General features: G+C 64.9%; 23 protein-coding genes and 1 tRNA gene. 9 read left to right on the forward strand and 15 right to left on the reverse strand.

From position 1 onward, the window contains the following. The first annotated feature begins 130 nt into the window (after positions 1 to 130). From aroA to ASG52_RS21435, 3 genes are all read left to right on the forward strand, one after another. Positions 131 to 1,492, forward strand: coding sequence for a 3-phosphoshikimate 1-carboxyvinyltransferase (aroA, locus tag ASG52_RS21425; protein WP_056247558.1), 1,362 nt, complete (start codon positions 131 to 133; stop codon positions 1,490 to 1,492). Then, complete coding sequence (gene cmk / locus ASG52_RS21430) at positions 1,492 to 2,130, forward strand: (d)CMP kinase (protein WP_056247560.1); 639 nt, start codon at positions 1,492 to 1,494, stop codon at positions 2,128 to 2,130. Before aroA ends, cmk begins: the two co-directional genes overlap by 1 nt. A 423-nt stretch (positions 2,131 to 2,553) precedes the next feature. After that, on the forward strand, positions 2,554 to 5,016 hold the full coding sequence (locus ASG52_RS21435) for a sensor domain-containing protein (protein ID WP_286159128.1): 2,463 nt from the start codon (positions 2,554 to 2,556) through the stop codon (positions 5,014 to 5,016). A 9-nt stretch (positions 5,017 to 5,025) separates the two neighbouring features. Here the strand turns inward: ASG52_RS21435 and ASG52_RS21440 are convergent, their stop codons facing one another. Next, positions 5,026 to 5,493, reverse strand: coding sequence for a sigma factor-like helix-turn-helix DNA-binding protein (locus ASG52_RS21440; RefSeq protein WP_056247564.1), 468 nt, complete (start codon positions 5,491 to 5,493; stop codon positions 5,026 to 5,028). A 225-nt stretch (positions 5,494 to 5,718) separates the two neighbouring features. On the opposite strand from ASG52_RS21440, the gene ASG52_RS21445 reads away from it, so the two are divergent. After that, positions 5,719 to 5,794 (forward strand) — tRNA-Thr (locus ASG52_RS21445). Positions 5,795 to 6,336: 542 nt separating this feature from the next. Here the strand turns inward: ASG52_RS21445 and ASG52_RS26680 are convergent. The 3 genes from ASG52_RS26680 to ASG52_RS27485 all read right to left on the reverse strand — a co-directional run bounded on the left by ASG52_RS26680 (position 6,337) and on the right by ASG52_RS27485 (position 9,309). Further along, positions 6,337 to 6,825 carry a hypothetical protein gene (locus tag ASG52_RS26680; protein WP_082552671.1) on the reverse strand — a complete coding sequence of 163 codons (489 nt, stop codon included), beginning with the start codon at positions 6,823 to 6,825 and terminating at the stop codon, positions 6,337 to 6,339. Between the two features lie 98 nt (positions 6,826 to 6,923). Next, complete coding sequence (locus ASG52_RS21450) at positions 6,924 to 7,406, reverse strand: Hsp20 family protein (RefSeq protein WP_056247566.1); 483 nt, start codon at positions 7,404 to 7,406, stop codon at positions 6,924 to 6,926. 535 nt (positions 7,407 to 7,941) lie between these two features. Then, a complete protein-coding gene (locus ASG52_RS27485; RefSeq protein ID WP_156384064.1) occupies positions 7,942 to 9,309 on the reverse strand; it encodes a hypothetical protein in 1,368 nt (455 codons plus the stop codon). 536 nt (positions 9,310 to 9,845) lie between these two features. Here ASG52_RS27485 and ASG52_RS21455 point away from each other — a divergent pair. Continuing rightward, positions 9,846 to 10,115, forward strand: a complete 270-nt coding sequence (locus ASG52_RS21455) for a hypothetical protein (protein ID WP_056247568.1) — start codon at positions 9,846 to 9,848, stop codon at positions 10,113 to 10,115. 334 nt (positions 10,116 to 10,449) lie between these two features. Beyond that, a complete protein-coding gene (locus ASG52_RS21460) occupies positions 10,450 to 10,878 on the forward strand; it encodes a hypothetical protein (protein ID WP_056247570.1) in 429 nt (142 codons plus the stop codon). A gap of 503 nt (positions 10,879 to 11,381) precedes the next feature. Here ASG52_RS21460 and ASG52_RS21465 read toward each other — a convergent pair. The 4 genes from ASG52_RS21465 to ASG52_RS21480 all read right to left on the reverse strand — a co-directional run bounded on the left by ASG52_RS21465 (position 11,382) and on the right by ASG52_RS21480 (position 14,124). Continuing rightward, positions 11,382 to 12,713, reverse strand: coding sequence for a Y-family DNA polymerase (locus ASG52_RS21465; RefSeq protein WP_056247572.1), 1,332 nt, complete (start codon positions 12,711 to 12,713; stop codon positions 11,382 to 11,384). Beyond that, on the reverse strand, positions 12,710 to 13,174 hold the full coding sequence (locus ASG52_RS21470; protein WP_056247578.1) for a LexA family protein: 465 nt from the start codon (positions 13,172 to 13,174) through the stop codon (positions 12,710 to 12,712). Before ASG52_RS21470 ends, ASG52_RS21465 begins: the two co-directional genes overlap by 4 nt. Next, complete coding sequence (locus tag ASG52_RS21475; RefSeq protein WP_056247581.1) at positions 13,171 to 13,401, reverse strand: hypothetical protein; 231 nt, start codon at positions 13,399 to 13,401, stop codon at positions 13,171 to 13,173. Before ASG52_RS21475 ends, ASG52_RS21470 begins: the two co-directional genes overlap by 4 nt. A 402-nt stretch (positions 13,402 to 13,803) precedes the next feature. After that, the gene (locus ASG52_RS21480) at positions 13,804 to 14,124 is read right to left on the reverse strand and encodes a hypothetical protein (RefSeq protein ID WP_056247582.1); all 321 of its coding nucleotides are present in this window, start codon (positions 14,122 to 14,124) and stop codon (positions 13,804 to 13,806) included. 105 nt (positions 14,125 to 14,229) lie between these two features. On the opposite strand from ASG52_RS21480, the gene ASG52_RS21485 reads away from it, so the two are divergent. After that, the gene (locus tag ASG52_RS21485) at positions 14,230 to 14,919 is read left to right on the forward strand and encodes a thermonuclease family protein (protein ID WP_353612501.1); all 690 of its coding nucleotides are present in this window, start codon (positions 14,230 to 14,232) and stop codon (positions 14,917 to 14,919) included. A 59-nt stretch (positions 14,920 to 14,978) separates the two neighbouring features. Here ASG52_RS21485 and ASG52_RS21490 read toward each other — a convergent pair whose 3' ends face one another. Beyond that, positions 14,979 to 15,821 carry a hypothetical protein gene (locus ASG52_RS21490; protein WP_156384065.1) on the reverse strand — a complete coding sequence of 281 codons (843 nt, stop codon included), beginning with the start codon at positions 15,819 to 15,821 and terminating at the stop codon, positions 14,979 to 14,981. A 189-nt stretch (positions 15,822 to 16,010) separates the two neighbouring features. On the opposite strand from ASG52_RS21490, the gene ASG52_RS21495 reads away from it, so the two are divergent. Next, positions 16,011 to 16,346: a helix-turn-helix domain-containing protein gene (locus ASG52_RS21495; protein ID WP_056247588.1), complete on the forward strand. Its 336-nt coding sequence runs from the start codon at positions 16,011 to 16,013 to the stop codon at positions 16,344 to 16,346. Positions 16,347 to 16,387: 41 nt separating this feature from the next. Here the strand turns inward: ASG52_RS21495 and ASG52_RS27490 are convergent, their stop codons facing one another. Continuing rightward, complete coding sequence (locus tag ASG52_RS27490) at positions 16,388 to 18,457, reverse strand: tetratricopeptide repeat protein (protein WP_162250016.1); 2,070 nt, start codon at positions 18,455 to 18,457, stop codon at positions 16,388 to 16,390. 96 nt (positions 18,458 to 18,553) lie between these two features. Between ASG52_RS27490 and ASG52_RS21505 the strand changes: the two genes are divergently transcribed. Beyond that, complete coding sequence (locus ASG52_RS21505) at positions 18,554 to 19,102, forward strand: transglycosylase SLT domain-containing protein (protein ID WP_056247591.1); 549 nt, start codon at positions 18,554 to 18,556, stop codon at positions 19,100 to 19,102. 129 nt (positions 19,103 to 19,231) lie between these two features. On the opposite strand, the gene ASG52_RS21510 is transcribed toward ASG52_RS21505, so the two are convergent. From ASG52_RS21510 to ASG52_RS21530, 5 genes are all read right to left on the reverse strand, one after another. Continuing rightward, a complete protein-coding gene (locus ASG52_RS21510; RefSeq protein ID WP_286159129.1) occupies positions 19,232 to 19,753 on the reverse strand; it encodes a DUF6508 domain-containing protein in 522 nt (173 codons plus the stop codon). 7 nt (positions 19,754 to 19,760) lie between these two features. Beyond that, positions 19,761 to 20,111 carry an ADP-ribosylglycohydrolase family protein gene (locus tag ASG52_RS28815; protein ID WP_502691099.1) on the reverse strand — a complete coding sequence of 117 codons (351 nt, stop codon included), beginning with the start codon at positions 20,109 to 20,111 and terminating at the stop codon, positions 19,761 to 19,763. A gap of 345 nt (positions 20,112 to 20,456) precedes the next feature. Continuing rightward, positions 20,457 to 20,924 (reverse strand): hypothetical protein, encoded by a 468-nt coding sequence (locus tag ASG52_RS21520; protein ID WP_056247598.1) that lies wholly within the window; start codon positions 20,922 to 20,924, stop codon positions 20,457 to 20,459. A 485-nt stretch (positions 20,925 to 21,409) separates the two neighbouring features. Continuing rightward, positions 21,410 to 22,246 carry an ADP-ribosylglycohydrolase family protein gene (locus ASG52_RS21525; protein ID WP_056247601.1) on the reverse strand — a complete coding sequence of 279 codons (837 nt, stop codon included), beginning with the start codon at positions 22,244 to 22,246 and terminating at the stop codon, positions 21,410 to 21,412. 425 nt (positions 22,247 to 22,671) lie between these two features. Beyond that, positions 22,672 to 22,917 (reverse strand): hypothetical protein, encoded by a 246-nt coding sequence (locus tag ASG52_RS21530; protein ID WP_056247604.1) that lies wholly within the window; start codon positions 22,915 to 22,917, stop codon positions 22,672 to 22,674. Positions 22,918 to 23,031: the final 114 nt, after the last annotated feature.

Genomic DNA, 23,031 nt, shown 5'->3' on the forward strand with positions numbered 1-23,031 from the left:
GGGGGCTTCGGATGACGCGGCCGGACCCGCATGGTAACGGGCCGCTTCCCGTCGGACGTTCACGTCCGAAAAGCCCCACATCCACGCATGCGGGGCCGTCCCGCCCTCTCGCCGGAAGCCCTGGCCTCCCGTGTCGCACGATTCCGATCCACAGCCCCTCACCGCGCGTCCGGGCCACGCGCTCCGCGGCGACCTGAAGCCGCCGGGCGACAAGTCGATCTCGCACCGGGCGATGATCTTCGGGCTGCTCTCCATCGGCGAGACCCGCGTCGAGGGCCTGCTGGAAGGCGACGACGTGCTGCGCACGGCGGACGCCGCCCGCGCGCTCGGCGCCACGATCACCCGCGAGGGCGAGGGCCGCTGGCGCGTCCTCGGCACCGGCATCGGCGGGATGCAGGATCCGGCGGGCGTGCTCGATTTCGGCAATGCCGGCACCGGCTCGCGGCTGATGATGGGCGTGGTCGGCGGCCAGCCCGTCACCGCGACCTTCGACGGCGACGCCAGCCTCCGCAAGCGGCCGATGCGGCGCATCCTCGATCCGTTGCTGCAGATGGGCGCCGAGATCGTCTCCGAGGCCGAGGGCGGGCGGGTGCCGCTGACGATCCGGGGCCCGCGCGAGGGCATTCCGATCCGCTACGAGCTTCCCGTCGCCTCGGCGCAGATCAAGTCGGCGGTGCTGCTCGCCGGCCTCAACGCGCCGGGCGTCACCACCGTGATCGAGCGGGCGGCGTCGCGCGACCACACCGAGCGGATGCTGCGCCTGTTCGGGGCCGAGGTGACCGTCGAGCCCTACGGCGCGGGCGGCCACGGTCGCTCCATCGCACTCACCGGCCAGCCGACCCTGCGGGGCACCGACGTGATCGTGCCCGCCGACCCGTCGTCGGCGGCCTTTCCGCTGGTCGCGGCGCTGATCGTGCCGGGCTCCGAGGTGACCCTGCGCGGGGTCATGATGAACCCGCTGCGCACCGGCCTCATCACCACGCTGATCGAGATGGGCGCCGACATCGAACGCCTCGACGAGCGCGAGGAGGGCGGTGAGACGGTGGCCGACCTGCGCGTTCGGGCGAGCCGTCTCACCGGCGTCGACGTGCCGGCCGAGCGCGCGCCCTCCATGATCGACGAGTACCCGGTGCTCGCGGTCGCGGCTTCGTTTGCCGAGGGCACCACCCGGATGAACGGCCTGCACGAGTTGCGGGTGAAGGAATCCGATCGGCTTGCCGCGGTCGCGGCCGGGCTCGCGGCCAACGGCGTGGACCACGCCATCGAGGGCGACGACCTGATCGTCACCGGCAACGGCGCGGCGGCGAAGGGTGGCGGTACGGTCGCGACCCATCTCGACCACCGCATCGCCATGGCCTTCCTCGTCATGGGGATGGCGTCGCAGAACCCGGTGACGGTCGATGACGGGGCGATGATCGCCACGAGCTTCCCGAGCTTCCGCCCGACCATGGCGGCATTGGGTGCCGAGATCGTCGAGGAGGCGAGCCGCTGATGGGCGCGCCCCTCGTCATCGCCATCGACGGCCCGGCCGCCTCCGGCAAGGGCACGCTCGCCAAGCGGCTGGCCGCGCATTTCCGCCTGCCGCATCTCGACACCGGCCTGCTCTATCGCGCGGTGGCGCTGGCGCTGATCGATGCCGACACCGATCTCGGCGACGAGGCGGCAGCGGCGCGGGCTGCCGCCGCGCTCTCGGCCGAGGGTCTCTCCGATCCACGCCTGCGGGAGCGGGCGATGGGCGAGGCCGCCTCGCGGGTTTCGTCGGTGCCTGAGGTGCGGGCCGCCCTGCTGTCCTGGCAGCAGCGCTTCGCCGGGGGGGGCGAAGGCGCCGTGCTCGACGGGCGCGACATCGGCACGGTGGTCTGCCCCGATGCGCGGGTCAAACTGTTCATCACGGCGACCCCGGAGGAGCGGGCGCGCCGCCGCCACCGCGAACTCGCGGGCCGGGGCGAGGCGGCTTCGCCCGAGGCGATCCTGGCCGACATCCGCGCCCGCGACGCCCGCGATTCGAGCCGCGCCGCCGCCCCGCTCAAGGCCGCCGCCGACGCGGTGGTGCTGGACACGACCGAACTCGACGCCGACGCCGCCTTCGCCGAGGCGCTCGCGATCGTCACCCGCCTCGGTGGCTTGTAGGCTTGAATTGAGGTTTCGAAAGGATAAATCCTTTTACGGGTCCAGGGCAGAGTCCTGATTTTCGAGGGAAACCGGGGCTCTGCCCCGGTGCCCCGGCAAAGGACTCGTCCTTTGGAATCCCGGATTCAGGGCAAGGTCTTGGGCTGGGTTTTCGTCCGCTCCGCAGGTCGCTTCACGCAATCGTGATAACTTGTGCGATACCCTCTTATGCGCTCGGCTCTAGCGGCGAATACGGGTGCGTCGGGCTTCTTTTGGGTCCATCCGCTTGGCTTGCGCGCAATTTTCTGGACTCGAACCAGGCCAGATGACTTGAGTACGGGGCCGGCTGCGACACAGCCGCCCGCGTGAAAAATCGAGGCTTTTCAAGCTGATTAACATTTGTGGGCTCTCGATGTAGGCAAGATGCCTGTCGAAGAGCCGACGATGCCGAATCGATCCTACGATTCCGACGCGATGTACCGCCTGCTGGTGCAGGGCGTGACCGATTACGCGATCTACATGCTCCGCCCCGACGGGACGGTGGCGAACTGGAATGCCGGGGCGCAACAGGCGAAGGGCTACGCCGCCGAGGAAATCGTCGGGCGCCACTTCTCCTGCTTCTACACCCCGGAGGACCGGGCCGAGGGCCTACCCGAGCGCGGTCTCGCTTCGGCGCGCGAGGACGGCCGCTACGAGACGCAAGGCTGGCGCCTGCGCAAGGACGGCACCCGCTTCTGGGCCCATGTCGTGATCGATCCGATCCACGACGAGGACGGCACCTTCCTCGGCTTCGCCAAGGTGACCCGCGACTGGACCGACCAGCAGCGGATGATCGACGCCTCGCGCGAGCACGAGCGGCGCTTCCGCCTGCTGGTGCAGGGCGTGACCGACTACGCGATCTACATGCTCGGCCCCGACGGCACGGTGGCCAACTGGAACGCCGGGGCGCAGCGGGCCAAGGGTTACGCTGCGGACGAGATCGTCGGGCGCCACTTCTCCTGCTTCTACAGCCCTGAGGACCGGGCCGCGGGCCTGCCCGAGCACGGACTGGCCACCGCGCGGGCGGAAGGGCGCTTCGAGGCCGAGGGCTGGCGCCTGCGCAAGGACGGCACGCGCTTCTGGGCCCATGTGGTGATCGACGCGATCAAGGACGACGAGGGCGCCTTCCTGGGTTTCGCCAAGATCACCCGCGACTGCACCGAGCAGCGCGTGACCGATCTCAAGCTCGAAGCCGCGCGCCAAAAACTCGACCTCGCGCTGGCCAACATGTCCCAGGGCCTGTGCCTGATCGACGGCGAGGGCCGGCTGGTGCTGGCCAACGCGCGGCTCGCCGAGATGCTCGACACCGCCGCCGACGTCTCACCGGTGGGCTTGAGCGCACACGTCTTCCTCGCGGCTGCGTTCGGCCCGGCAGCGGCGGACGCCTTCGTGCACGATCACCTGCGGCACGACCTGCCGACGGACCGGCCGGTGGTCTCCGAAATCGCCGGGCCCGAGCGCATCCTGTCCGCCACCACCCGGCCGCTCGCCGGGGGCGGCTGGGTCTCGACCTTCACCGACACGAGCGAGCGCCGCCGCTACGAGGACCGCATCCGCTACCTCGCCCGCCACGACGCGCTGACGGGGCTCGCCAACCGGACGACCCTGCACGAGCACCTCGCCGCGGTGCTGCGGTTCTCTGGGCCCGGCGGCGAGCGGTCCGACGACGAGCGCCGCGCCATCCTGTTCCTCGACCTCGACCGGTTCAAGCCGATCAACGACACGCTCGGCCACGGCGTCGGCGACCGGCTGCTGCAGGAGGTCGCCCGCCGCCTGCGCGGAGCGGTGCGCGCCCACGACCTCGTGGCGCGGCTCGGCGGCGACGAGTTCGCCGTGGTGCTCGACGCGGTCGAGGTGGTCCACCTGCCGAACATCGCCGACCGGATCATCGACGCCCTCAACCGGCCCTTCACCTTCGACGGGCTGTCGCTGACGGTGGGCGCCAGCATCGGCATCGCGGTCTCCTCCGAGACCGCCCACACGTCGGACGAGCTGCTGCGCGACGCCGACCTCGCCCTCTACCGGGCCAAGAACGACGGCCGTAACCGCCACCGCTTCTACGATCCGAGCATGAGCGAGATCGTCAACGCCCGCGCGACGCTGGAATCCGAGCTGCGCCGGGCGTTCCGCGAGGGGGCCTTGAGTCTGCATTACCAGCCGATCGTGCGCGCCCGGACGGGGACCACGATCGGCTTCGAGACGCTGCTGCGCTGGCACCGGGTCGACGGCAGCGCGATCTCGCCCGCGATCTTCGTGCCGGTGGCCGAGGAGGCGGGGCTGATGCCCGAGATCGGCGCCTGGGTGCTGAGGGAGGCCTGCCGCGAGGCCGCGCGCTGGCCCGCCGGGCTCACCGTGGCGGTCAACGTCTCGGCGACGCAGCTGCGCGACCCCCGTTTCACCGAGACGGTGGAGTCGGCGCTCGCCGCCTCCGGCCTGCCCGCCGCGCGGCTCGAGATCGAGATCACCGAGACCGCGGTGCTGGAGAACCGCGAGCTGGCGCTGGCCCTGCTCCAGCGCATCGCCGCGCTCGGCGTGCGCATCGCGCTCGACGATTTCGGCACCGGCTACTCGTCGCTGAGCTTCGTGCACAGCTTCCCCTTAAGCCGGATCAAGATCGACCGCAGCTTCGTGAAGGGGCTGGGCCAGGACCCGCAATCGACCGCGATCGTGCGGGCGATCCTCGGCCTGTCGCGCAGCCTCGGCCTCGCGGTCACCGCCGAGGGCGTCGAGACCGAGGCACAGCGCCTGATCCTGGTCAAGGAGCGCTGCCCCGACCTGCAGGGCTTCCTGTTCGGCCGTCCCGAGGCGCGCCCGCGCCTGCCCGAGGCCGCGACGCGGCAGGAGGCGTCGCCGCCGCACGCGGCGTGAGGCCCGTCTTCAGTGACCCGTGGGCCGCAGCCCCAAATCCGCGGCGAGGCGGGCGCGGCCGCGGGCGACGCGGCTCTTGAGCGTGCCGACCGCCACGCCGCAGATCGCGGCGGCCTCACGGTGGCTGAAGCGTTGCGCGCCGACGAGCAGCAGCGCCTCGCGCTGGGTGTCGGGCAGCCGCCCCAGGGCTTCGCGGAACTCCAGCGGCTCGGTTTGCGGGGGCCGCTCCACCCGTCGGAGGGCGGGCGGTCGCTCGGCATAGAACCGGCGGTGCAGGATCGCGAACAGCCAAGCGGTGACGTCGCCGCGGGCGGCGCCGTCCGTGCAACTCCAGGCGCGCAGCAGCGTGTCCTGCACGAGGTCGTCGCCCCGCGCGCCATCGTCGGCCAGCGAATGGGCGAACGCCCGAAGCGCCGGCACCGCGCCGAGCAGGCGCTCACGCAGGTCGGCTTGGGCCGACGGTCCGACAGGCCGCATCGCGAGGCTCCTCCCATGCGATGGCGTGGGGGGCGGCCGGGACGCCAAAACACTTCAGGACCGGCCGCACCCGCCCCGGCGATCCGGGACGGAGGCGGGATTAGGCCGAGGCGGTTGAATTCACTCTGAAACGGGCATTCAGCCGAACGACAGTGTCCGGAAACGAGCCAGAAACATCCCCGGCTTGTTGCGCGCGCGAAAGCGGGCTGGTAGCGAAACGGAAGCGCCGGTTTAGCTCAGCTGGTAGAGCAACCGCCTTGTAAGCGGTAGGTCGCGAGTTCAAGTCCCGCAACCGGCACCACCCTAACTCATTGCACCACAACAAAAATTGTGATGGCCCCGGGGCCTTTTACCAATGTGTACGTTAGAACCGAGAGGGAACAGTCGACCTGATTCGCGACGGTTCGGGACAAAAAGTCCCGAAAATCTCCCGAACGGGTTCCTGTGGCGTTCCGCCGGTTGAAGACCGATTCGTGCCGTAGGATCGGGACTCTGCTTCGCTCCCAGTTGGAGCTGCCTCCCTCGGCTTGGTCGCGGTCTTCTGCCTGACGATCGCTTAGCCAGTGCCGTGGTGAAACCGAGCAGAGGCGCAGACCGCGGTTCAGCGAAGTGGACGGAAGGCGGGCTCTCCACTTAGAGGCCAACGCTCCTGCCAACAGCGTGTGTGGGCGATGCCGGCTGGCTGAGCGCCTGCGATTCCTGCGCAATTAATTGCGCGTCTGCGTCCTCAGCATCGCCATCGAGGCGGCGCGCTCGACGATCAAGCGCACCCTTGCCGGTGCTGTCAGGTCGGTCTCCTAACGTCTGAGGATGCGAGGATCGCCAGCATCCTCGAACTCTGACTCAAGCTGGCATGGCGATAGCGAGGGCATCGATACCCGATGGGGGCCGCGGCCGGGGCCTCACAGCGGCAGGGCATGGCGGAGGGTCGTCATCGTCATATCGGCGACGAGATCGGAGGTAACGGCGCAGATTCGATAGTCCGCGCGCCCGCCTGCGAGGCGGCACCCGTTTGACCGGAAGTGCGATGGGCTTGCGGTCGAGTTCGGCCAGTGCGGCGAACACTGTGTCTACCGACACGGGCTCGGACTTGCTGCCGGTCAGGCAGCGCAGGGCCGGCGCGTCTTCTAAGGCGCAGGCGTCCGACGCCCAGGACGCCAGGATCGCACGCTTTTCCTCACGGGAGAGGTGCGGGTGTACCAGAACCTCGCGCGGGTGCCGGAACACGTCGCCGGGCGCGATGAGGGCCTGCCACGCCTCGAACGAGGCGGCAGGAGCGCCGGACGGGTTCATCGGTCCAGAGCGGGTGGGGTGCGTTTCCATCATCGACATGGATCGTCCTCCCTGATGGTGCCGAGGTTGCACGAAAAGGATCTGGCCCCGGGGGCGCTGGCCCCCGAGGATCGCTCGTCGATGGGTCGAGGCCAGCCTCAGGCGGCTTTGGCGTGATTCTCGACCTGGGCAGGCGCGTTGTCCTGCCCGACCGCGGCCTGAGTGCCGCCGATGGCGATGCGACGGGATTTCAGCGCCTCCGGCACCTCGCGCTTCAGGTCGACGGCGAGCAGGCCGTTCTCCAGGCTGGCGCCTGTGACCCTCACGTGGTCGGCGAGGTTGAAAGTCTGGCGGAAGGCGCGCGCCGCGATACCGCGGTGGAGGTAGGCCCGTTCCTCATCCTTGTCCTTCTTCTGACCGGTCACGAGCAGGGTGGTGTCGTGCTGGGTCAGCTCAATCTCGTCCAGCCCAAAGCCCGCGACCGCCATGGTGATGCGGTAAGCGTTCTCCGCGACCTTCTCGATGTCGTAAGGGGGCCACTGCGTGGACGGCTCGACCCGTGCGGCCTGATCGAGCATCGAAAACAGCCGATCGAAGCCGACGGTGGAACGGTAGAGCGGTGCGAAGTCGTAGGTCCTCATGACCACATCCTCCTTGAGAGCAACGTGATGACGAGAGCCGCCGGACACCTTGGCCCGGCGCCCAAAATGCGAGCCCAATCGGGCCTCGCGCGCACGTAACGCGGAGGGTCAGTGTGGGTTCCTTCGCCCTGAGAAACTTTCTGCTGCTCGATCCTTCCGTCTCAGGCTCATCCGTTCTGCAGGGCCATGTAGCCGGTGACGCAACACGGCACTCGTTCACACCGAAGACCGCTTCCGGCTCGCCCGGCAATTGATTGCGCAGGGTGATGCCTACCGCCGCGAGCTATCAGGGACCGCTATCGACCCTTTTCGGACCCTCGGAACGTCCGCTTTGCGGCACCTTGGTGGAGAATGACCTAAGTCCGAATCGGGTGGATTTGCTACAGTCTGCTCTTGAACATGCGTTGGACGAAGCAAATGCCATAACTACGCTCGCTCGCCTACCATCGCAGGCGCTCAGAGATTCGCCAATATTCGAACATGAAATACGGAATTCTACGGGACAAAGGCAATTAAAATTGATAAAAAGTCTTAACTACTTCTGAAAATCGCCGGGCGCTGTCATTCCGGGGTTTTTTGCTGCGTAATCAAGACATTCCAATAAGGCATTTCGAGCAAGAAACTCGACCGTCGCACGCCTATCCGACCAGTCATAGCCGACACGATCGCTCGTACCGTGTATCCCACGGCTGCGCCCTTGAGTATAAAATTCCTTCACAAGAGCTTGGAAAGTTTGACCTCTTGCTGTTGCAATCGCTGAAGGTTTAAATCCGAGCCTTGCATCGAGGATGCGGACGATCCCGCCTTCTCTATCACCTTTGGCCAGGGCATCCAGAGACGCGGTAAGGTTTATGATTGCGACCAAATCGTTCCCCTCTCTGCATCCCCTCTCGAACCAGAGCAGAGACTGCAGCAAAGCATTCAACACAAGATTTTGTGGTTTGTTTGACGTGCTGTCAGTGAAATAATCCAGGACGTCCGAACAGCTTGCGTATGGAAGGGAAAGATTTGTCAATTCAGCTTTCCAATCCGCGTCGGATATTTTTGGACCGAATGGTAGCCGATTAAATCGGGAGCCAGACAGTATAATATTGCCTGGTATAAAAGTTAGAACCTTCTGCAGATGGATAGGCCCATCATAGTGCAGCCCAAAACCCGAAAGAGCACGGGACGATTTTTCAAACGCTAGAGATACGCAGGCTAACGCCAGCCTTGCTGTGGCTAACGCTGTCTCCAGGCCGGCGTCGGATGCAAATCCGGCCTTCAGTTGTACTGTGCAAATATAAGGCGCAGTACCGATTGATTTTATTATGTCCTGCTCGCGCATCTGATCGATATTGTGTTTTCTTGCGGCAAGTTTCTTTCCAGACCAGATTTGCTTCACGCGTCTTTGGCTGATCGCCGATATGTCGCCGGCCTTTGCTTTACGATCCAGCCAATCTTCCCGCGGCTCGAACATCGCCGGCCCGAACGAGAATGCTTGGACATCGTGATTGCCAAACAATCTAACCCCGAAGGCATATTCCCTTGGGACAAGATTATCGATCAATTCTTTAAGAACTGCTTCCAGGTCCGACAAAACGATCGGCGCGGAGGTGGAAGGATTGATTTTTAATGACGTTTTTGCGAGCAGCGGTCCGATCGCTGAGCGCACCCATTGTCGCCATTCATCGTTTTTGACGCCCCTGCCAAGTTCCAGACGGCTCCGCTTCATTTCGTGAGCGAGCGAGGTGATGAGGTCGTCTGTTTTCTTGTTGATCTGGATCGTCTGTCCGAGTTGTCCTGCCGGTATAAGCCTTGGCAAAGGGAAAACATCGCCTTTCGTAATGTCGGCTGGACCTTGTTTGTGTATGACCGATAGTTCAGAAATAATATTTTCAATTATCTTTGTGGAGGTTGCCATCTTGAATGCTCAGCTGTAAATCAATCTGAATTCAATTTGCGGCCGACTCTGCGATGACGAGGTTTTAGGGGGGCTCGTTAATCATCGCAAGCGTGGCGCCTCCTTTGGCAGGCTCGTGCACATTGGTCAAACCGATCAGTGTGTGTCTGGCGTGCGTTACGGCGCGGATCAAGGGCACATGTTCCGCAACGAGCACAGTCGTACAAAGATACGCCGCTCAGTGTCGGCTTTCGGGTTTTGCTTCGGTGAGCCCAAATAAATTGATTTGGGTCGGATGCAGAACGTCTGCTTCAAGGTGGAGGGTCGGTGTTCGGTCACCACCCTTTGCAGTCTCTCATCCTGGCAGGCCGATCAACTGGCGCTAGCGTCGAGCCCCCCATGTCTCGACACTGCCGAGCCCGGTTCGAGATCGTTCCCTTGCGAAGCGTGTGCGTTGGCACGTCACGCCGGCAAACCAATCCCCACATCGAGATCACGCAAGATGATAAAGCCCAGGATGACCCGGGCACGCTGCGTTGAGGAGTTGAGAGATCACCATGATGACCCGTGTTGCCGCCGCCCTCACCGCCATTGCTCTTGGCGTTGCTGCTCCGGCCTCGTCCGCTCTGGCTTTCGGCTACGACGCTCCTCCGGGGCGCTACGTGTCGACCATGCCCTACGACGTGACGACGACGGGCTCGATCAACAGCTTCGATGGCCCGCTCTACGATCGCTGCCCGATGAGTTCGGCGGCCGAGGGTAACGCCAACCAGCAGCACTTCCCGACCAAGCAGTACGGTCAGGTCTCGGGCGGCTACCGCTGCTAATCGGCGGTTGAGTGATGGAAGGTCGTATCCTAAAGGCGTTCTCCTACGCCATGATCGGCGTCTTCGTCAGCGGCGTCGCCATGACCGTGGTGGGCTCGGCCAACGTACTGCTCGGCCTCTGAGGCTGACAGCCTGATGATTGCACGGCGGGGCACAAGCTCCGCCGTTTTCATATGTGCGCCCCTGGGCGTTTCGGGGTGGGGGACCGGCCCGCGCAATTAATTGCGGATCACCCAGCGCTCGTGGTCCGCTCAGGCGGATCGCCTACGGGTGACAAGCGGGGCGGTGAGGCCTAGGCAAGAGCTTCGCTATTGCCCGTCCCACGATCCCCATCATGCCGATCCGGCGCGAGCATCGCTTCTTCTACCCGATCGACTGGCGCGAGCTGTCGGTGGTGATCCGGTTCGGCCGGGCCAAGGGGCGCTGCGAGAGCTGCGGCCGTCCCCATGGGCAGACGGTGTTCTGCCACGGTGACGGGCGATGGTGGGACGAGGAGACCGCGTCCTGGCGCGACGGCGCCGGCCGGATCGTCTGTCTCGCGATCGGTGCCGACGACGTGCTCACGACCGTTCGAACGACGCGGGTGGTGCTCGCCACCGCGCACCGGAACCACGACACTGCCGACAACACGCCGGCCAACCTCGCGGCCTGGTGTCAGCGCTGCCACATGCTCCACGACCGGCCTGAGCACCTTCGACGACGCTGGCTTACCGTGTTCCGGCGGAAGGCCCTGGGCGACCTATTTCGTGGTCCCTACGGCTGAGAGGACGCGCCGGCCGCGCACGAACGGGGCGAACGTGGCAGCCGGCGCACTCGCGCACGGGAGCCAAGATGGCTCGACCGCCGCGATGGGGAACGGATGCCGTCGCCGTAGCGGGCCAACGGCTCCTTGAGCACGAGCAGACATCGAAACAAGAACGGCCACGGGAGCCAGAGCGGAGGTGCGCGTACATCCGGCGTCACCCCAACTCGGCATCGTGGCCGCGTCCGATCGAGCGACAGGGTCGCGATCGGCATGTTCATGAGATGGGGATGCCGCCCGTCGCTATCAATGAGCGGCCCCGCCGCTCGATCTGCTCACGAGCTGGCGGGGCGTGTCGTATCCACAACGACGAAGAGCCGATACGCGACGTGGCTCCCCATCAACATGGCGAAGCTGGGTTAGCCCGGCATCAACTGCGCCCCCATCCGCATGTCCCATTTTTACTCGGCTGCCCACGCTGCACCCGCCACCGGGGGCGATGGTTTTGGATGCTCCGTGGTTCGCTACGCCCTTGCGACGGGCAACTCTTCCACCCTTGTCGTGTAGCGCGGTGTTCGCATCTCGAACTTCGTCGACCAGCCGCGCCGCTGCCGCTCTAATCCGGCCCGCGCCGGCACCACAGCGCCCCTGCCCCAACGCGCATTGCAGGCATCGAGCGCGCCCATCAGGCTCGCGGAGCGCTCACGGTCGAGCTGGCCGATCAGCGCCCTCTGCGAGTCGGATAGGGGTACCAGATCGGTCGTGACGATGCCGGCCTTCGAGTAGCGCCACGGCGGCGTACCCTGCTCGCGCCACGTCCGGGCCACGCCATGCAACGCTGCCGGGAGCAGCGCCAGCGTGTCGTTGGTCGCCTCGGGCAGTGTCACCACCGTCGAGACTGAGCGCATCGGCTCGCCGCGGTCGTGCTCGCTCGTGTGGTAGAAGACGGTGACGTGAGACGTCGCCAGCCCCTCCCGCCGCAGCTTCTCGCCGAGCCGCGTCGCATGCGCGGCGACCGCCTGCTCAAGCTCGGCCCGCTCCGTCACCCGGCCGGAGAACGAGCGCGTCACCGCGCAGCCCTTGCGGCGGGCCGGCACGAGGTCGAGCCCAAGGCAGGATACGCCGCGCAGCTCGTGGATCATCCGCTCGCCCACCACGGTGAGCGCCTTGCGCACCGGCCGCGGATCGATGTCGCGAAGATCCGCCACGGTGTCGATGCCGAGCGCCTCGAGCTTCGCTAGCGAGGCCCCGCCGACGCCCCACAACTCACCGACATGGATGCGGCAGAGCCAGTGCTCGTAGGCCGTCGGGTCGGTCAGATCGCACACCCCGTCGAGTTCGGGCACAGTCTTGGCGATATGGTTGGCGAGCTTGGCGAGCGTCTTGGTTGGCCCAAGCCAGACGCAGGTCGGGATGCCGGTCCAGGCCCGCACCGTCGCTCGAATGTCGCGGGCGAGGGCGACGCGGTCGCGGCGGGTGAAGGCGGTGAGATCGAGGAAGCTTTCGTCGATCGAGTAGACCTCCACCTCGGGCGTGGCGTCGCGGTAGATCGCGTTGATGCGGGCCGACATGTCGCCGTAGAGGGTGTAATTCGACGAAAACACGCGCACGCCTTGGCGCTGGCACATCTCGCGGATCATGAAGTAGGGCGCCCCCATCTTGATCCCGAGCGCCTTGGCCTCCGCCGTGCGGGCGATGGCGCAGCCGTCGTTGTTCGACAGCACGATCACCGGCACGCGGGCGAGCTTGGGATCGAACACCCGCTCGCACGAGCAATAGAACGAGTTGCCGTCGATGAGCGCGATGGCGCGCCCGCCGCCGATCCGGTCGCGCAGCCGTGCCGCGGGCCCGCTCACCGGGACAGCCCAGCCTTGGCGACGTGCCAGCGGATGGTGAAGCGCACCACGCCCCAGATCGCGGCCTCGGCGAGTTCCTGCAGGGCGTAGATGGGCAGATCGGCGTTGTCGAAGGCGAGGCGCGTGCAGTTGCCCTCGACCACCATGCGCTTGATCGACATCTCGCCGTCGACGGCCGCGACGACGATGCTGCCGTGGCCCGGCGTCAGGCTGCGATCCACGCAGGCGAGGTCGCCGTCGTGGATGCCGGCATCGCGCATGCTGAAGCCGGCGATGCGCCAGAGGAAGGTCGCGGGCGGGTTCGGCACGAGCCAGCGCGGCAGCTCGATCGCCTGCTCTTGGAAGTCGTCGGCCGGTGAGGGGAAGCCGGCGCAGAGTGCGGGACCCATGACGGGTACACGCACCGTGCCGAGCCCATCAGTGGGCAGTTCCTCGACACGGTAGAGCCGCGCGCCGCTCATTCCGCGCTGGCCTCGACGAGTTGGTCATCCACGCGCACAGCTCGGACATACCCATGGGACACAGACGCCTGCAGGGCCGTGATGTCGTGCTCAGCCCGCAGCAGATCCTCGATGGCGTAGGACAGCGCGCAATGGGCATCACCGCCGGCCGCCTCAAGGTAGGCGAGCGCGGCCACCTCGGCCTCGGTCATCGCGGCGATAGACTGGATCTGCGCTACCGTCGCCATGGTTGCCGCTCCTGCCTACCAACGTGAACAGGAAGAGAACAAACAGTGGGACGGTTCCCGGTCAAGGCGAGGGTGGAATGGTGGTGGACCACCTGCGGATAACGGGGAGGAATCACCTGTGGCGGCTTGACGGGGCAGCGTCACGCTGGGGCGTCAAGGCCTGGGACGGCGGTCTGCACCCGTGACGCCGATTTCGCAGTTGCTCAGCTCCGCGATCCGAACCGCAACCCTGGACCAGAATGGGCATTTCCGAGCGCCCCGCGGACCGGCACAGATGCGGGCCACGTCGTAGGCGTCGGCGCCGAACACGGCGATGGCAGCCCCTGCCAGGGCCTCGGCGTTACGTCGGCGACGGAAGATGGTCAGGGGCCAGAAGGTAGGCATCGGCGCCGGGTCCGCGCTTCAGGCTGGTCTGGGCGCCTGATCACCCCCGACGACCTCCAGCGCCCGCAGGATCGCGTTCGCGGTGGCATCGGCATCGAGGCGTCCCTCATCGGACGCGAGGAAGAAGGCCACAGCCTCGATCCTGTTACCGGCTGCCGGGCCAACCACGACCTTGAGCACCAGTCCCTCGGGCCCGCTCGCATCTTCGATCAGGGCGACGAGGTGGCCAGCGGCCTGCCCGTAGACGTGGAGCGGCTGGTAGCCGTCTTCGTAGACCGAGGTTTCCGAGCTGGCTGGCCGTGGCCGAGCGCCGAACGATGGGCGGATGACGTTGTCCATGGTGGCGATATTGCCGGTGCTGACCGTGAAGGGGCAAGCTGCACCCAAGAGGCTGATGGAGGAGCGCGGCGCGTGCGATCACCACTCAGGTTGGAGAATGGCACCTTGCGTCTCGCACTCGCCCTGATGCTCCTGACGGCGCCAGCTGGTGCGGCAGAGTTCGTGACCGGCCGCGCCGCGGTGGTCGATGGCGATACGCTCGACATCCGAGGCCAGCGCTTCCGGCTCCAAGGCGTCGACACGCCCGAGAGCGCACAGATCTGCCAGGACGCGCGCCGCCGGGCCTACCGCTGTGGGCAGAAGGCGGCACTCGCGCTAGCCGATAAGATCGGCGCCGGCACCGTGACGTGCGAGGCGGTCGAGAGCGATCGTTACGGACGCACCGTGGCGGTGTGCCGGCTCGGTTCACTCGATCTCAACGGCTGGCTGGTCGAGCAAGGGCTCGGGCTCGCCTACCGCCGGTACTCGACCGCCTACGTGGCGCAGGAGGACGCGGCGCGGGCGGCCAAGCGCGGCCTGTGGGCCGGCACCTTCACGCCACCCTGGGATTGGCGGAAGGGCGAGCGCAGCGGACCAGAGGGGCAGGTTGGCGGAGCTGCTGCGCCGGCACCACCCGCGGCCTCCCTCGGCACCTGCGCGATTAAGGGCAACATCTCGCGCAAGGGCGAGCGGATCTACCACCTGCCCGGTACGAGGGACTATGCCCGCACCCAGATCAGCACGAAGGCCGGGGAGCGGATGTTCTGCTCCGAGGCGGAAGCGCAGGCTTCCGGCTGGCGGGCGTCGAGAGGGTGATCGAGAGGAGATGCTCGGCGACCCGAGGCTCCCGCAATTAATTGCGGAAGGTTCTCGGCTCACCGTGCCTCGGCGGATTGGCGAAGGCGCATCTCGGTGGGATTGTAAAAGCCCATCCAGAACGGGATGCCTGCATCGCTGCTGTCGGGAGCGTAGACGGTCTGTCGGCCTCCATCAGGGGAGCGAATGCGCAGCACGACCACCGGCAGCTGCCCATCGAAGCTAGCCCTGATCCACTCGACGGCTGTGCCCGCCTGATGGATGCGGCAAGCCGCGATGCTCTCGGCCCACCGTCGATCCTTGGTGCGCATGGCATCGCCGGCATCCTTGGCCGCGTAGGGGTGCGTGCAGAAGGGGACCTCCATCCGGGTCCGCACAAAGGGGTAGCCTGAGGCCGTGCGCAGATAGGCCCGGTAACCCATGCCGCTGCCGAACTCGCCGTTGAAAGGGGGCTGCTGATCGAGGGGGGCTGGCGTCGCCAGTTCGGTAATCGCGTCGGACGCCTCGCGGGCCTCCTTCCTGCGCTTAACCCGATCTGCCGCATCGGCAGCGTCCCGCTCATCCTGAGCAGCTCTCTCCTGGGCAGCGTTCTCAGCGAGACGCTTCTGCTTGACACGTGCTCGGATGCCTGGGGCATCGGCGTAGAAGGCCTTCGCGTCGGTGATGCCGACCTCTTGTGCCAAGTGCCTGTCGGCGACGCTGTCGAAGCCAGCCGCGATAGCTGCCTTCTCGATCAAGCGGCCGGACACGAAGACCATGGGCATACCGATCATCAGCCCACCGACGACCAAAGGAAGGCTCATTCGACGGTATCGTTGGAACGGTGAGAGCAGCAGGCCGAGGAGAAAGGCCAGCGCCGAAACGATGGCCGCTAAACCCATCAAATTCGCGAGGGCTTCCATGGTGTAGCCAGCCGCCGTCCTGATGCCCCGGCTACGGAGCAGCACGGATGCGCGTTACGGGTGAACGGCATCATCCGTACAAGGATGGCGGATGTTCCGCAATTAGATTGCGGATTAACCGAGAGGCCGTAATTAGCTTCACTGCTGTGATCCGCCGTCCCGTCCTACGCCTCCTTCCCGGAGAGCGGGATGGACGAGCTTCGCAAACGGTTCGGCCTGCGCGTGGCCCTGCATCGGCGGCGTAAGGGGATGACGCAGGACGATCTGGCGAGTGCGGCCGATCTCAGCGTCGACATGATCTCGAAGATCGAGAGCGGCAGCTCGGGCGCCCGGTTCGGTGCAATCGAACGGTTGGCGACTGCCCTGGATGTGGATCCGAGCGAGCTGTTCCTACCGCCTGGAGGTATAGGCTCCAGGCATCCCGAGACCCTATCGGGGATCGCCGCGAAGTTGGCGCTCCTGTCGGATGCCGAGCTGGGTTGGGTGAAGGACATCCTCGACGCCATCCTGAGGCCAAGGGCGTAGCGCGCAATTAATTGCGCAAGGTGATGCCCACGGCTCGGATGTCAGAAGGAGGGAGGCACCTCAGGGACGGAACGTCTCCGAGTCTGCAATTCCTTCGCGGCTAAGTCCAATTTGCGCTGGATTTCGGTCCACTTGCGTGAGCCAAGCTCATGGATACGCTCCTCCGAAATGTCAGTGTAGGCAGTGACAGCCTGTTCGAGACGCGCGGTGTCGCTTTCGAGACCTCCAAGGACGACAAGGACGTCGGCTAGGGTGTGCTGTGTCTCAGCCCAATCGAGAGGAACGTGTTCGCGGGTTCGCTCTTCAAGAGCGAGGCCGTAAGCGGCGGCAGCTTTCTCGAGTCGCGTGGTGTCGCCTTCACGCTCTCCGAGGATTGCAAAGACGTTGGCTAGGGTGTGCTGCGTCTCGGCCCAATCAAGAGGAACTTGTTCGCGAATTCGTTCCTTGAGAGCGTTGTGACAGGCGTCAATAGCCTCCTCAAGCCGCACGGTGCTGTTCTCTCGAGCCCCCAGGGTCACGAGCGCACTGGCCAAGTTCTGCTGTGTCCTGGCCCAATCAAGCGGGACGTGTTTGCGGGTTCGCACTTCAAGGGCGGCATGACAGACGTCAACAGCTTCTTTGAGTCGTGTGGTACTGCTCTCACGCTTTCCAAGTGTCACGAGCGCACTAGCCAAATTATTCTGGATCCGAGACCAGTCGAGTGGTACCCGTTCGCGGGTAAACTCCTTGAGGACGAGGCGGTATGCGGCTACAGCTTGTTTGAGCCGTACGGTACCGCTCTCACGTTCCCCAAGAGTTACAAGTGTGTTTGCCAAATTGTTCTGGATCGATGCCCACTGATGTGGGTTGCGTTTATAAGGCGATTCCTTGAGAGCGCGGCGGTAGGCAATGACAGCTTCTTTAAGCCGTACAGTGTTGCTCTCACGTCCTCCAATGGTCTCAAGCGCGCAGGCTAAATTATTTTGAGTCTTGGCCCAATTAATTGGTGCGCGTTTACGAGTAAACTCCTTGAGAGCTAAGTGGTAGGTTGCAACCGCCTCGACAAGCCGTGCGGTGCCGCTCTCGCGCCCCCCAAGAATTAGAAGTGCGTTGGCCAGTTTGTTCTGGATCGACGCCCACTGGTGCGGGTCACGTTCACGGGTTTGCTCCTCGGCGGCGGCACGGTAGACGGCAATTGCGATTAGCAGCAGCGCATTTTGCCCACTTTGAACGCCGCGCTTGTAAAACTTATGACTACGAGCCACAAACCAATCGCCAAGAGCCTTCGGCCCATCAATGCCTTTGATCTTTGCCATCCAACGCAGGTTCTTGACAACGCCTTCAGGATTAATGGCGAGTTCGTCGAAGCGGATGGCTTCCTCTAAAAGACTCAGACGCCTGTCCTGACGCTTTTCCTGATATTCTTGCTCTTGCGCTTCCTCACGTTGCAGTTCCTCGACAAACGCGGCGGACGCATCCTTCAGCCGTCCAGCTTGGAAACGCATCTCTGCCTCTCGCCGCGCGGCCTCGAAAGCATCGTCTTCGTTGCTCCGTTTGCCCAACTCTTTGAGGGCATTCTCGATCCAGTTATCGATCCAGGAGAGAAGGTCTTCGCGCGATATGCCTTCGCCGCCCAGCCTACTGACAATGTTGCGGATCGCCAGCTCTGAAAAACCTTGCTTTTGAGCATTTGCGGTTCTCCCACTACTGCGAACAAATTCGATCAGATCGGCAATATTGGTCGCAATTGCTGTATCGACCGCTACCGTGCGTTCAGGCTCTGACTCTGGTGTAGGCTTTTGATTTTTTATTTTTTGACGCGTGAGATCGTGGGCGATACGTAGTTCTGAGCACCATTTTCCATAAATTTCAGAATAATGCTCAATTCTTGTGCCAAATAACTTGCTTTCTATGATTAGTAAATTGTCAGGTACGTTTCTATCATTCAGCCAGTTGTTGAGAGATCTTTCGGATACATTAATTTCGGCAGCAAAATCTTTTCTGCCCCAGCTCTTCCCAGGTCGGCCTGCTCTCCCGGAAGGCCTCGTGCCCCACTGCAAGTGCCAGCGCAATAAGGCGCCAAAGCTGGCATGCGCAGGTGGAGATCCCAATCTGACGTCTTCAGCCCCCAAGCTTCGACCCCCCATTTCCGTTTACTTCCGATGAGCGGCGGACGGCTTCCGGTGTCATCGTATTTCTAGGGCGTCAGCAACCGACAGGGGCTGACGATGTCCAAGACCTATTTCGCTTCCGCGGCCATCCTGGCCACCTTACCTCACGCCAACGTAGCGGCGGCACCCATTGATACCCAGCAGTTTGCCGCTGCAAAAGTCATCATCGTCACCGTCGCAGAGCGCAAAGGCATCGACCCCGGAGCGTTCTCGCGTATGGCGCAGATCGAGAGTGGCTGGAATCCCGCAGCCTATCACCCCAAGTCGGGCGCCGCGGGCCTCTTCCAGTTCGTTCCGAAGACGGCGCGGGCGTATGGCCTTACCAATCCGTTCGATGCCCAGGCGAACGCGGAGGCGGCAGCTCAGTTGTGGAAAGACAACGAGGCCCGTCTGGAGAAGGCGCTGGGCCGCAAGCCCTCTGCCGGAGAAATCTACCTTGCCCATCAGCAAGGTGCCGGTGGCGCGATTGCACTGCTGATGCGTCCAAACAGCCCGGCTGCCTTGATTGTTGGAAAAAAGGCAGTCGAGTGGAATGGTGGCCGCAGAGACATGACCGCTGGTGAGTTTGCAAACTACTGGATTGCCAAGTTCGAGCGCGTCCGCTGAAGCTTGGTTGTGCGCGGAGAAGTGGATGGTGAGGAGCGACGGCATGGTCCGATCGCAGCAGCGAAGTCCACCGTTCACAGGCCGCCGCATTTTTCTAGTATGAGGTGCGAGCGAGCTTACGATGTGCGATCAATTGCACGAGCGGCATAGCGTTGCCGCTCGTTCCATGAGGCGGGTGAGCAAGCCTTCTCGGAAGCGATCATCGAGATCCTCGGAGCCCCAATGGGCTTGGCGCATGCACACGGTCAGAACCCTAGCGAGGCCTTCCTCGTTGGCGGCCTCCAACGCGGTCGGATCGTGCAGCAGGCACCGCCCTTCCAAGGTGTGCGACCAGCTCATCCAGTCGAAGTCCCGCACCCAGCCGTAGGCGTAGACATCGGCCATGAAGGCCGCTGCCTCGGGACCGAGGCTGAAGTAGCCCATCTCGGTCACGCCATCACCGGCTGAGCGCGCGGGCGCCGAGATCCCGAACACGAGGCCCGGCGCAGTGAGGATCGGCAGGTGGGAGGCTAGGACCGCGAGCGCAGCTTGGCGATCTGCGGCCTTCTCAGGATCGTGGAAGACTGGCTTCAATTCGGTTTGGTGCGTGCGGATCGCGGCCCCCGGGTGGTTCGGCGTTACCGCCCAAGACGTTGGAGATCGGTGGCTCACCGTCAAGCTAGAGGCCGCCATGGAGCGCGCAATTAATTGCGGGGCGCCTCCCCGCCACCCGCTCACCGGAGCATGAGAAGGTTGGCCGCTGCTGACGCGACTGGGTCCGCCACGCGAGGCCGTCCCGCCACGCCCTCGGGATCGCGTTCACGCCGTAGATCGCCCCTGCGATCTGTCCGGGGATGGCGCCGACCCTATCGCTGTCGTCAGTCCTACGGCTTCGCGGGCTTCGGTCGCCAGTCGATCCGGTCGGCAGGCTGACGGGCCTCGCCGCCGTCCTCCGGATAGACGCACGGGACGTCCCCTTTCCAGAATGAGCAGTGCCAGAATAGCCGCTGCAGGACGTCTTCGCAGCCATCCCGGGGCATGCATTTATTCCGCGACGATGCCGATACGTCGAGGCACCGCTGCAAGACGACACTCGCCGCTCGCGCTCCTATGGAGCGCCGGCAGGACAGGGGCTGCTCCTCCCCGAGATGGGCCAACGCGTAGGCTCGCGCTTTGGCGAACGCGGCTATGTACTCGGCAGTCTTGTGCTCCACCCCGCCGGCCGCAGCCGGGGTGACGAGGAGGACCAGGGCGATGGTCGCGAGGCGCATAATTCGAAGGTGATGCGCCAACGCTGGAAACGAGGAAGAAAGCCACGGCCTCAATGCTGTTTCCGGTATGTGGAGCTTCGCGCAGTGACCGGGCACGGCGCGCCTCAGTCGCCCGACGAGAGGTCGCCGCGGCCTGATGCGCACCTGGTGTCCGAAAAATGAGACATCAGATCGAGGCGGTCGCCGTCAGAGGGTGCCTGATCGATATGCCCGCCCGTCCGAGGCGAACCGGGGAAGACCCAGTTGCCGCCGATCATGGGCATGCGGCCACGCCCCATCGTGCCTTTGCCGACGATGACGTCTGTCTCCTTTCCGGTGCGGTTGGAGACCAAGCCGCATGTCACCGTCACGGTCCATGATCCGCTGCCACGCGCTGGCACCGCATCGACGCGTGTGAACTTGTCCTGCCCGCGGCTAGCCGGCTGCCTCACCGCGTAGAGCCACCTGTCGCCTGTGCGCGGGAATGCCGACCCCGGGCCGTCGTCGGGCAGATAGGGTGATGGGTTCGCGTTCTGCGCGGCGGCCGGAGCGGTCGCGAGAGTAAGGAAAAGGGCGGCGGAGACGGTTCTCATGGGGCGATGCTACCGGCCCCACCGATCCGCCGAAGCCCCCCCGCTACACCTCTCCCAAGCCATTTCCGGGATAGGGTTAGCGGCCCGTTATGGACACGGCTGAGAAGGAGGGCATAAAGGCCAAGCCTCCCCGGCAAATACCGAGCCTGTCGCCAATCCCGCCCCTGGTCGGCTCGACGAGACGCACCGCCGTCTTTGCCGCTACTTCGGGCGGCACGGGCTCCACATGGCGGACCTCAGGGATTGCATGAAGCTCTCGACCCTGATGGGCTGGGATCCGGCGCCGGAACACCTGCCAAAGGCTGGTTACGGCGGATGGCGGAAGCAGACCACAGCTGGGCGATAAAGCGCCTAGCGAGAGGCTTAAGAGGTCCTACGGTGTGGTTCGGTGTTCCCGCCCAAGACGTTGAAGCCTGGCGACTCGCCGTCAAGCTGAAGCCGCCAGGGGACGCGCAATTAATTGCGGAGCGCGTTCGTGGGTTCGCTCATCGGAGCATGATTAGGTTGGCCGCCGCTGACGCGAAATGGGCCTGCCACGCGAGGCCGTCTCGCCACGGCTTCGGGATCGCGCTCACGCCGTAGATCGCGCCCGCGATCTGCCCGGTGATGGCGCCGACCGTATCGCTGTCGTCACCGAGATTGACCGCGAGGAGGACCGCCTCCTCGAAGGTCGAGGTGTTGGCCACCGCCCACTTCGCCGCGTGCAGCGCCGCCACGGCGTGGCCGGAGGAGACTACCTTCTCCCGGGGAAAGCCCTTGAGATCTCCGAGCGCCGGTCGTCGGCCCTCGATCGCATGCCACAGGATCACGGCCAGCTCCTCGGCCGTCTCCAGGCACACAGGCGAGGCGTGCGTGGTCGCGGCCTGCTCGATCGCCTGCCGCACCGCCTGGTGTTCGGAGGAGGCGACGATCGCAGCCGGCGCGAGCCGCATCAGAGCACCGTTGCCCTGGGCCCCCTCATCCTCGTTGTTGCGGACCGAACCGGTCTCCTCGAAGGCCAGGATCGCACGGACGGTCTGATTGCCGATGTCGAAGCATCGGCCCGTCACGTAGTTATGACCCTTCCGGTAGGAGGCAGAGAGCCGCCTCAGGAAGTCGATCGGGTCGAACACGCCCCCGCTGTCCATGAGGCTCTGCGCGAGGCAGAGCGCCTGCGTGCCGTCGTCGGTGAACTCGCCGGCCTTCAGCTTGTGCGGGCCGCCTGCGCGGTAGCCGGTCACGGGTGGGAGGGTGTCCCTCTTGGAGAACTCCAGGGGGTGTCCGAGGGCGTCACCCACGGCGAGGCCGATCAGGGCGCCGAGGGCGCCTTCACGCTGCATCATCACCCTGAGGCTCCTCGGTTCACGTGCAATCAATTGCGGAAATTTCTGCGGGCGCGCGGCCGATCGACGACCGGGCTCGGAGGAAGGGGATGTCCCTTCACTTTGGGGTCTTCATCCCACTCAGAGGGACCCTTCGGAGTGCCCCTAGGAACTATCCTCTAAGCACCCTGGGACGGGCTGTGGCTAAGGGATTGGCGTTTTTGATGTTTCCCCCACAATCGAGGTTTGGCCCACATCTCAAGAGCGGGGCCATTTCCAACCCCGATTTTGCCTTGTCCGCCGTGTCCGCAAATCGTGTCCTGAGGACATCCCGGACGCCCGATTTTGCGGTTTAGGACAGGGGCTTTCGGTGATGTTGATCGCCTGTGAGCCTCGGGTGTCGGGGACACACGATGCCCCGGCAGTGATCGAGCGGAGGCAGGGCATCAGGCTACCCGAGAGGTCAGGTCGGCCTTGGCCTCGACGAGCTTCAGCCGAGCTGGCGCCGTCACGGCAGGCACCTTCGCTATCCCTGCAACGGCGGCCAACGCGGCGGCACGGAGTTCGGGCTTCGTGATCTTGGCGAAGGCGTGCAGGAGTTCGATCACGCCAGGCATGGCGAGGACACCGCTCGGTAGACCGACCGACGCCATCAGGTCCGCGTGCGCCCCTTCGAGCTGATCGAGGCTCACTCCGAGAGCGGCGGCTGTCAATCGGCGTCCAATCGGGACCCAGGATCGGCGTCCAAAAAGGACCCACCTGCCGGAAGGGTTTGAAGGCTCCAACGCAGAGATCGACGTCGCGGA

Origin of the sequence: Methylobacterium sp. Leaf456, from assembly GCF_001425465.1 — a bacterium.
Lineage (GTDB): Bacteria > Pseudomonadota > Alphaproteobacteria > Rhizobiales > Beijerinckiaceae > Methylobacterium.

Excerpts from the sequence above, each read along its gene's own strand:
- cmk (WP_056247560.1), top strand. The coding sequence starts at position 1,492 with ATGGGCGCGCCCCTCGTCATCGCCATCGACGGCCCGGCCGCCTCCGGC.
- ASG52_RS21435 (WP_286159128.1), top strand. The coding sequence starts at position 2,554 with ATGCCGAATCGATCCTACGATTCCGACGCGATGTACCGCCTGCTGGTG.
- ASG52_RS21440 (WP_056247564.1), bottom strand. The coding sequence starts at position 5,493 with ATGCGGCCTGTCGGACCGTCGGCCCAAGCCGACCTGCGTGAGCGCCTG.
- ASG52_RS26680 (WP_082552671.1), bottom strand. The coding sequence starts at position 6,825 with ATGTCGATGATGGAAACGCACCCCACCCGCTCTGGACCGATGAACCCG.
- ASG52_RS21450 (WP_056247566.1), bottom strand. The coding sequence starts at position 7,406 with ATGAGGACCTACGACTTCGCACCGCTCTACCGTTCCACCGTCGGCTTC.
- ASG52_RS27485 (WP_156384064.1), bottom strand. The coding sequence starts at position 9,309 with ATGGCAACCTCCACAAAGATAATTGAAAATATTATTTCTGAACTATCG.
- ASG52_RS21455 (WP_056247568.1), top strand. The coding sequence starts at position 9,846 with ATGATGACCCGTGTTGCCGCCGCCCTCACCGCCATTGCTCTTGGCGTT.
- ASG52_RS21460 (WP_056247570.1), top strand. The coding sequence starts at position 10,450 with ATGCCGATCCGGCGCGAGCATCGCTTCTTCTACCCGATCGACTGGCGC.
- ASG52_RS21470 (WP_056247578.1), bottom strand. The coding sequence starts at position 13,174 with ATGAGCGGCGCGCGGCTCTACCGTGTCGAGGAACTGCCCACTGATGGG.
- ASG52_RS21475 (WP_056247581.1), bottom strand. The coding sequence starts at position 13,401 with ATGGCGACGGTAGCGCAGATCCAGTCTATCGCCGCGATGACCGAGGCC.
- ASG52_RS21480 (WP_056247582.1), bottom strand. The coding sequence starts at position 14,124 with ATGGACAACGTCATCCGCCCATCGTTCGGCGCTCGGCCACGGCCAGCC.
- ASG52_RS21490 (WP_156384065.1), bottom strand. The coding sequence starts at position 15,821 with ATGGAAGCCCTCGCGAATTTGATGGGTTTAGCGGCCATCGTTTCGGCG.
- ASG52_RS21495 (WP_056247588.1), top strand. The coding sequence starts at position 16,011 with ATGGACGAGCTTCGCAAACGGTTCGGCCTGCGCGTGGCCCTGCATCGG.
- ASG52_RS21505 (WP_056247591.1), top strand. The coding sequence starts at position 18,554 with ATGTCCAAGACCTATTTCGCTTCCGCGGCCATCCTGGCCACCTTACCT.
- ASG52_RS28815 (WP_502691099.1), bottom strand. The coding sequence starts at position 20,111 with ATGGCTGCGAAGACGTCCTGCAGCGGCTATTCTGGCACTGCTCATTCT.
- ASG52_RS21520 (WP_056247598.1), bottom strand. The coding sequence starts at position 20,924 with ATGAGAACCGTCTCCGCCGCCCTTTTCCTTACTCTCGCGACCGCTCCG.
- ASG52_RS21525 (WP_056247601.1), bottom strand. The coding sequence starts at position 22,246 with ATGATGCAGCGTGAAGGCGCCCTCGGCGCCCTGATCGGCCTCGCCGTG.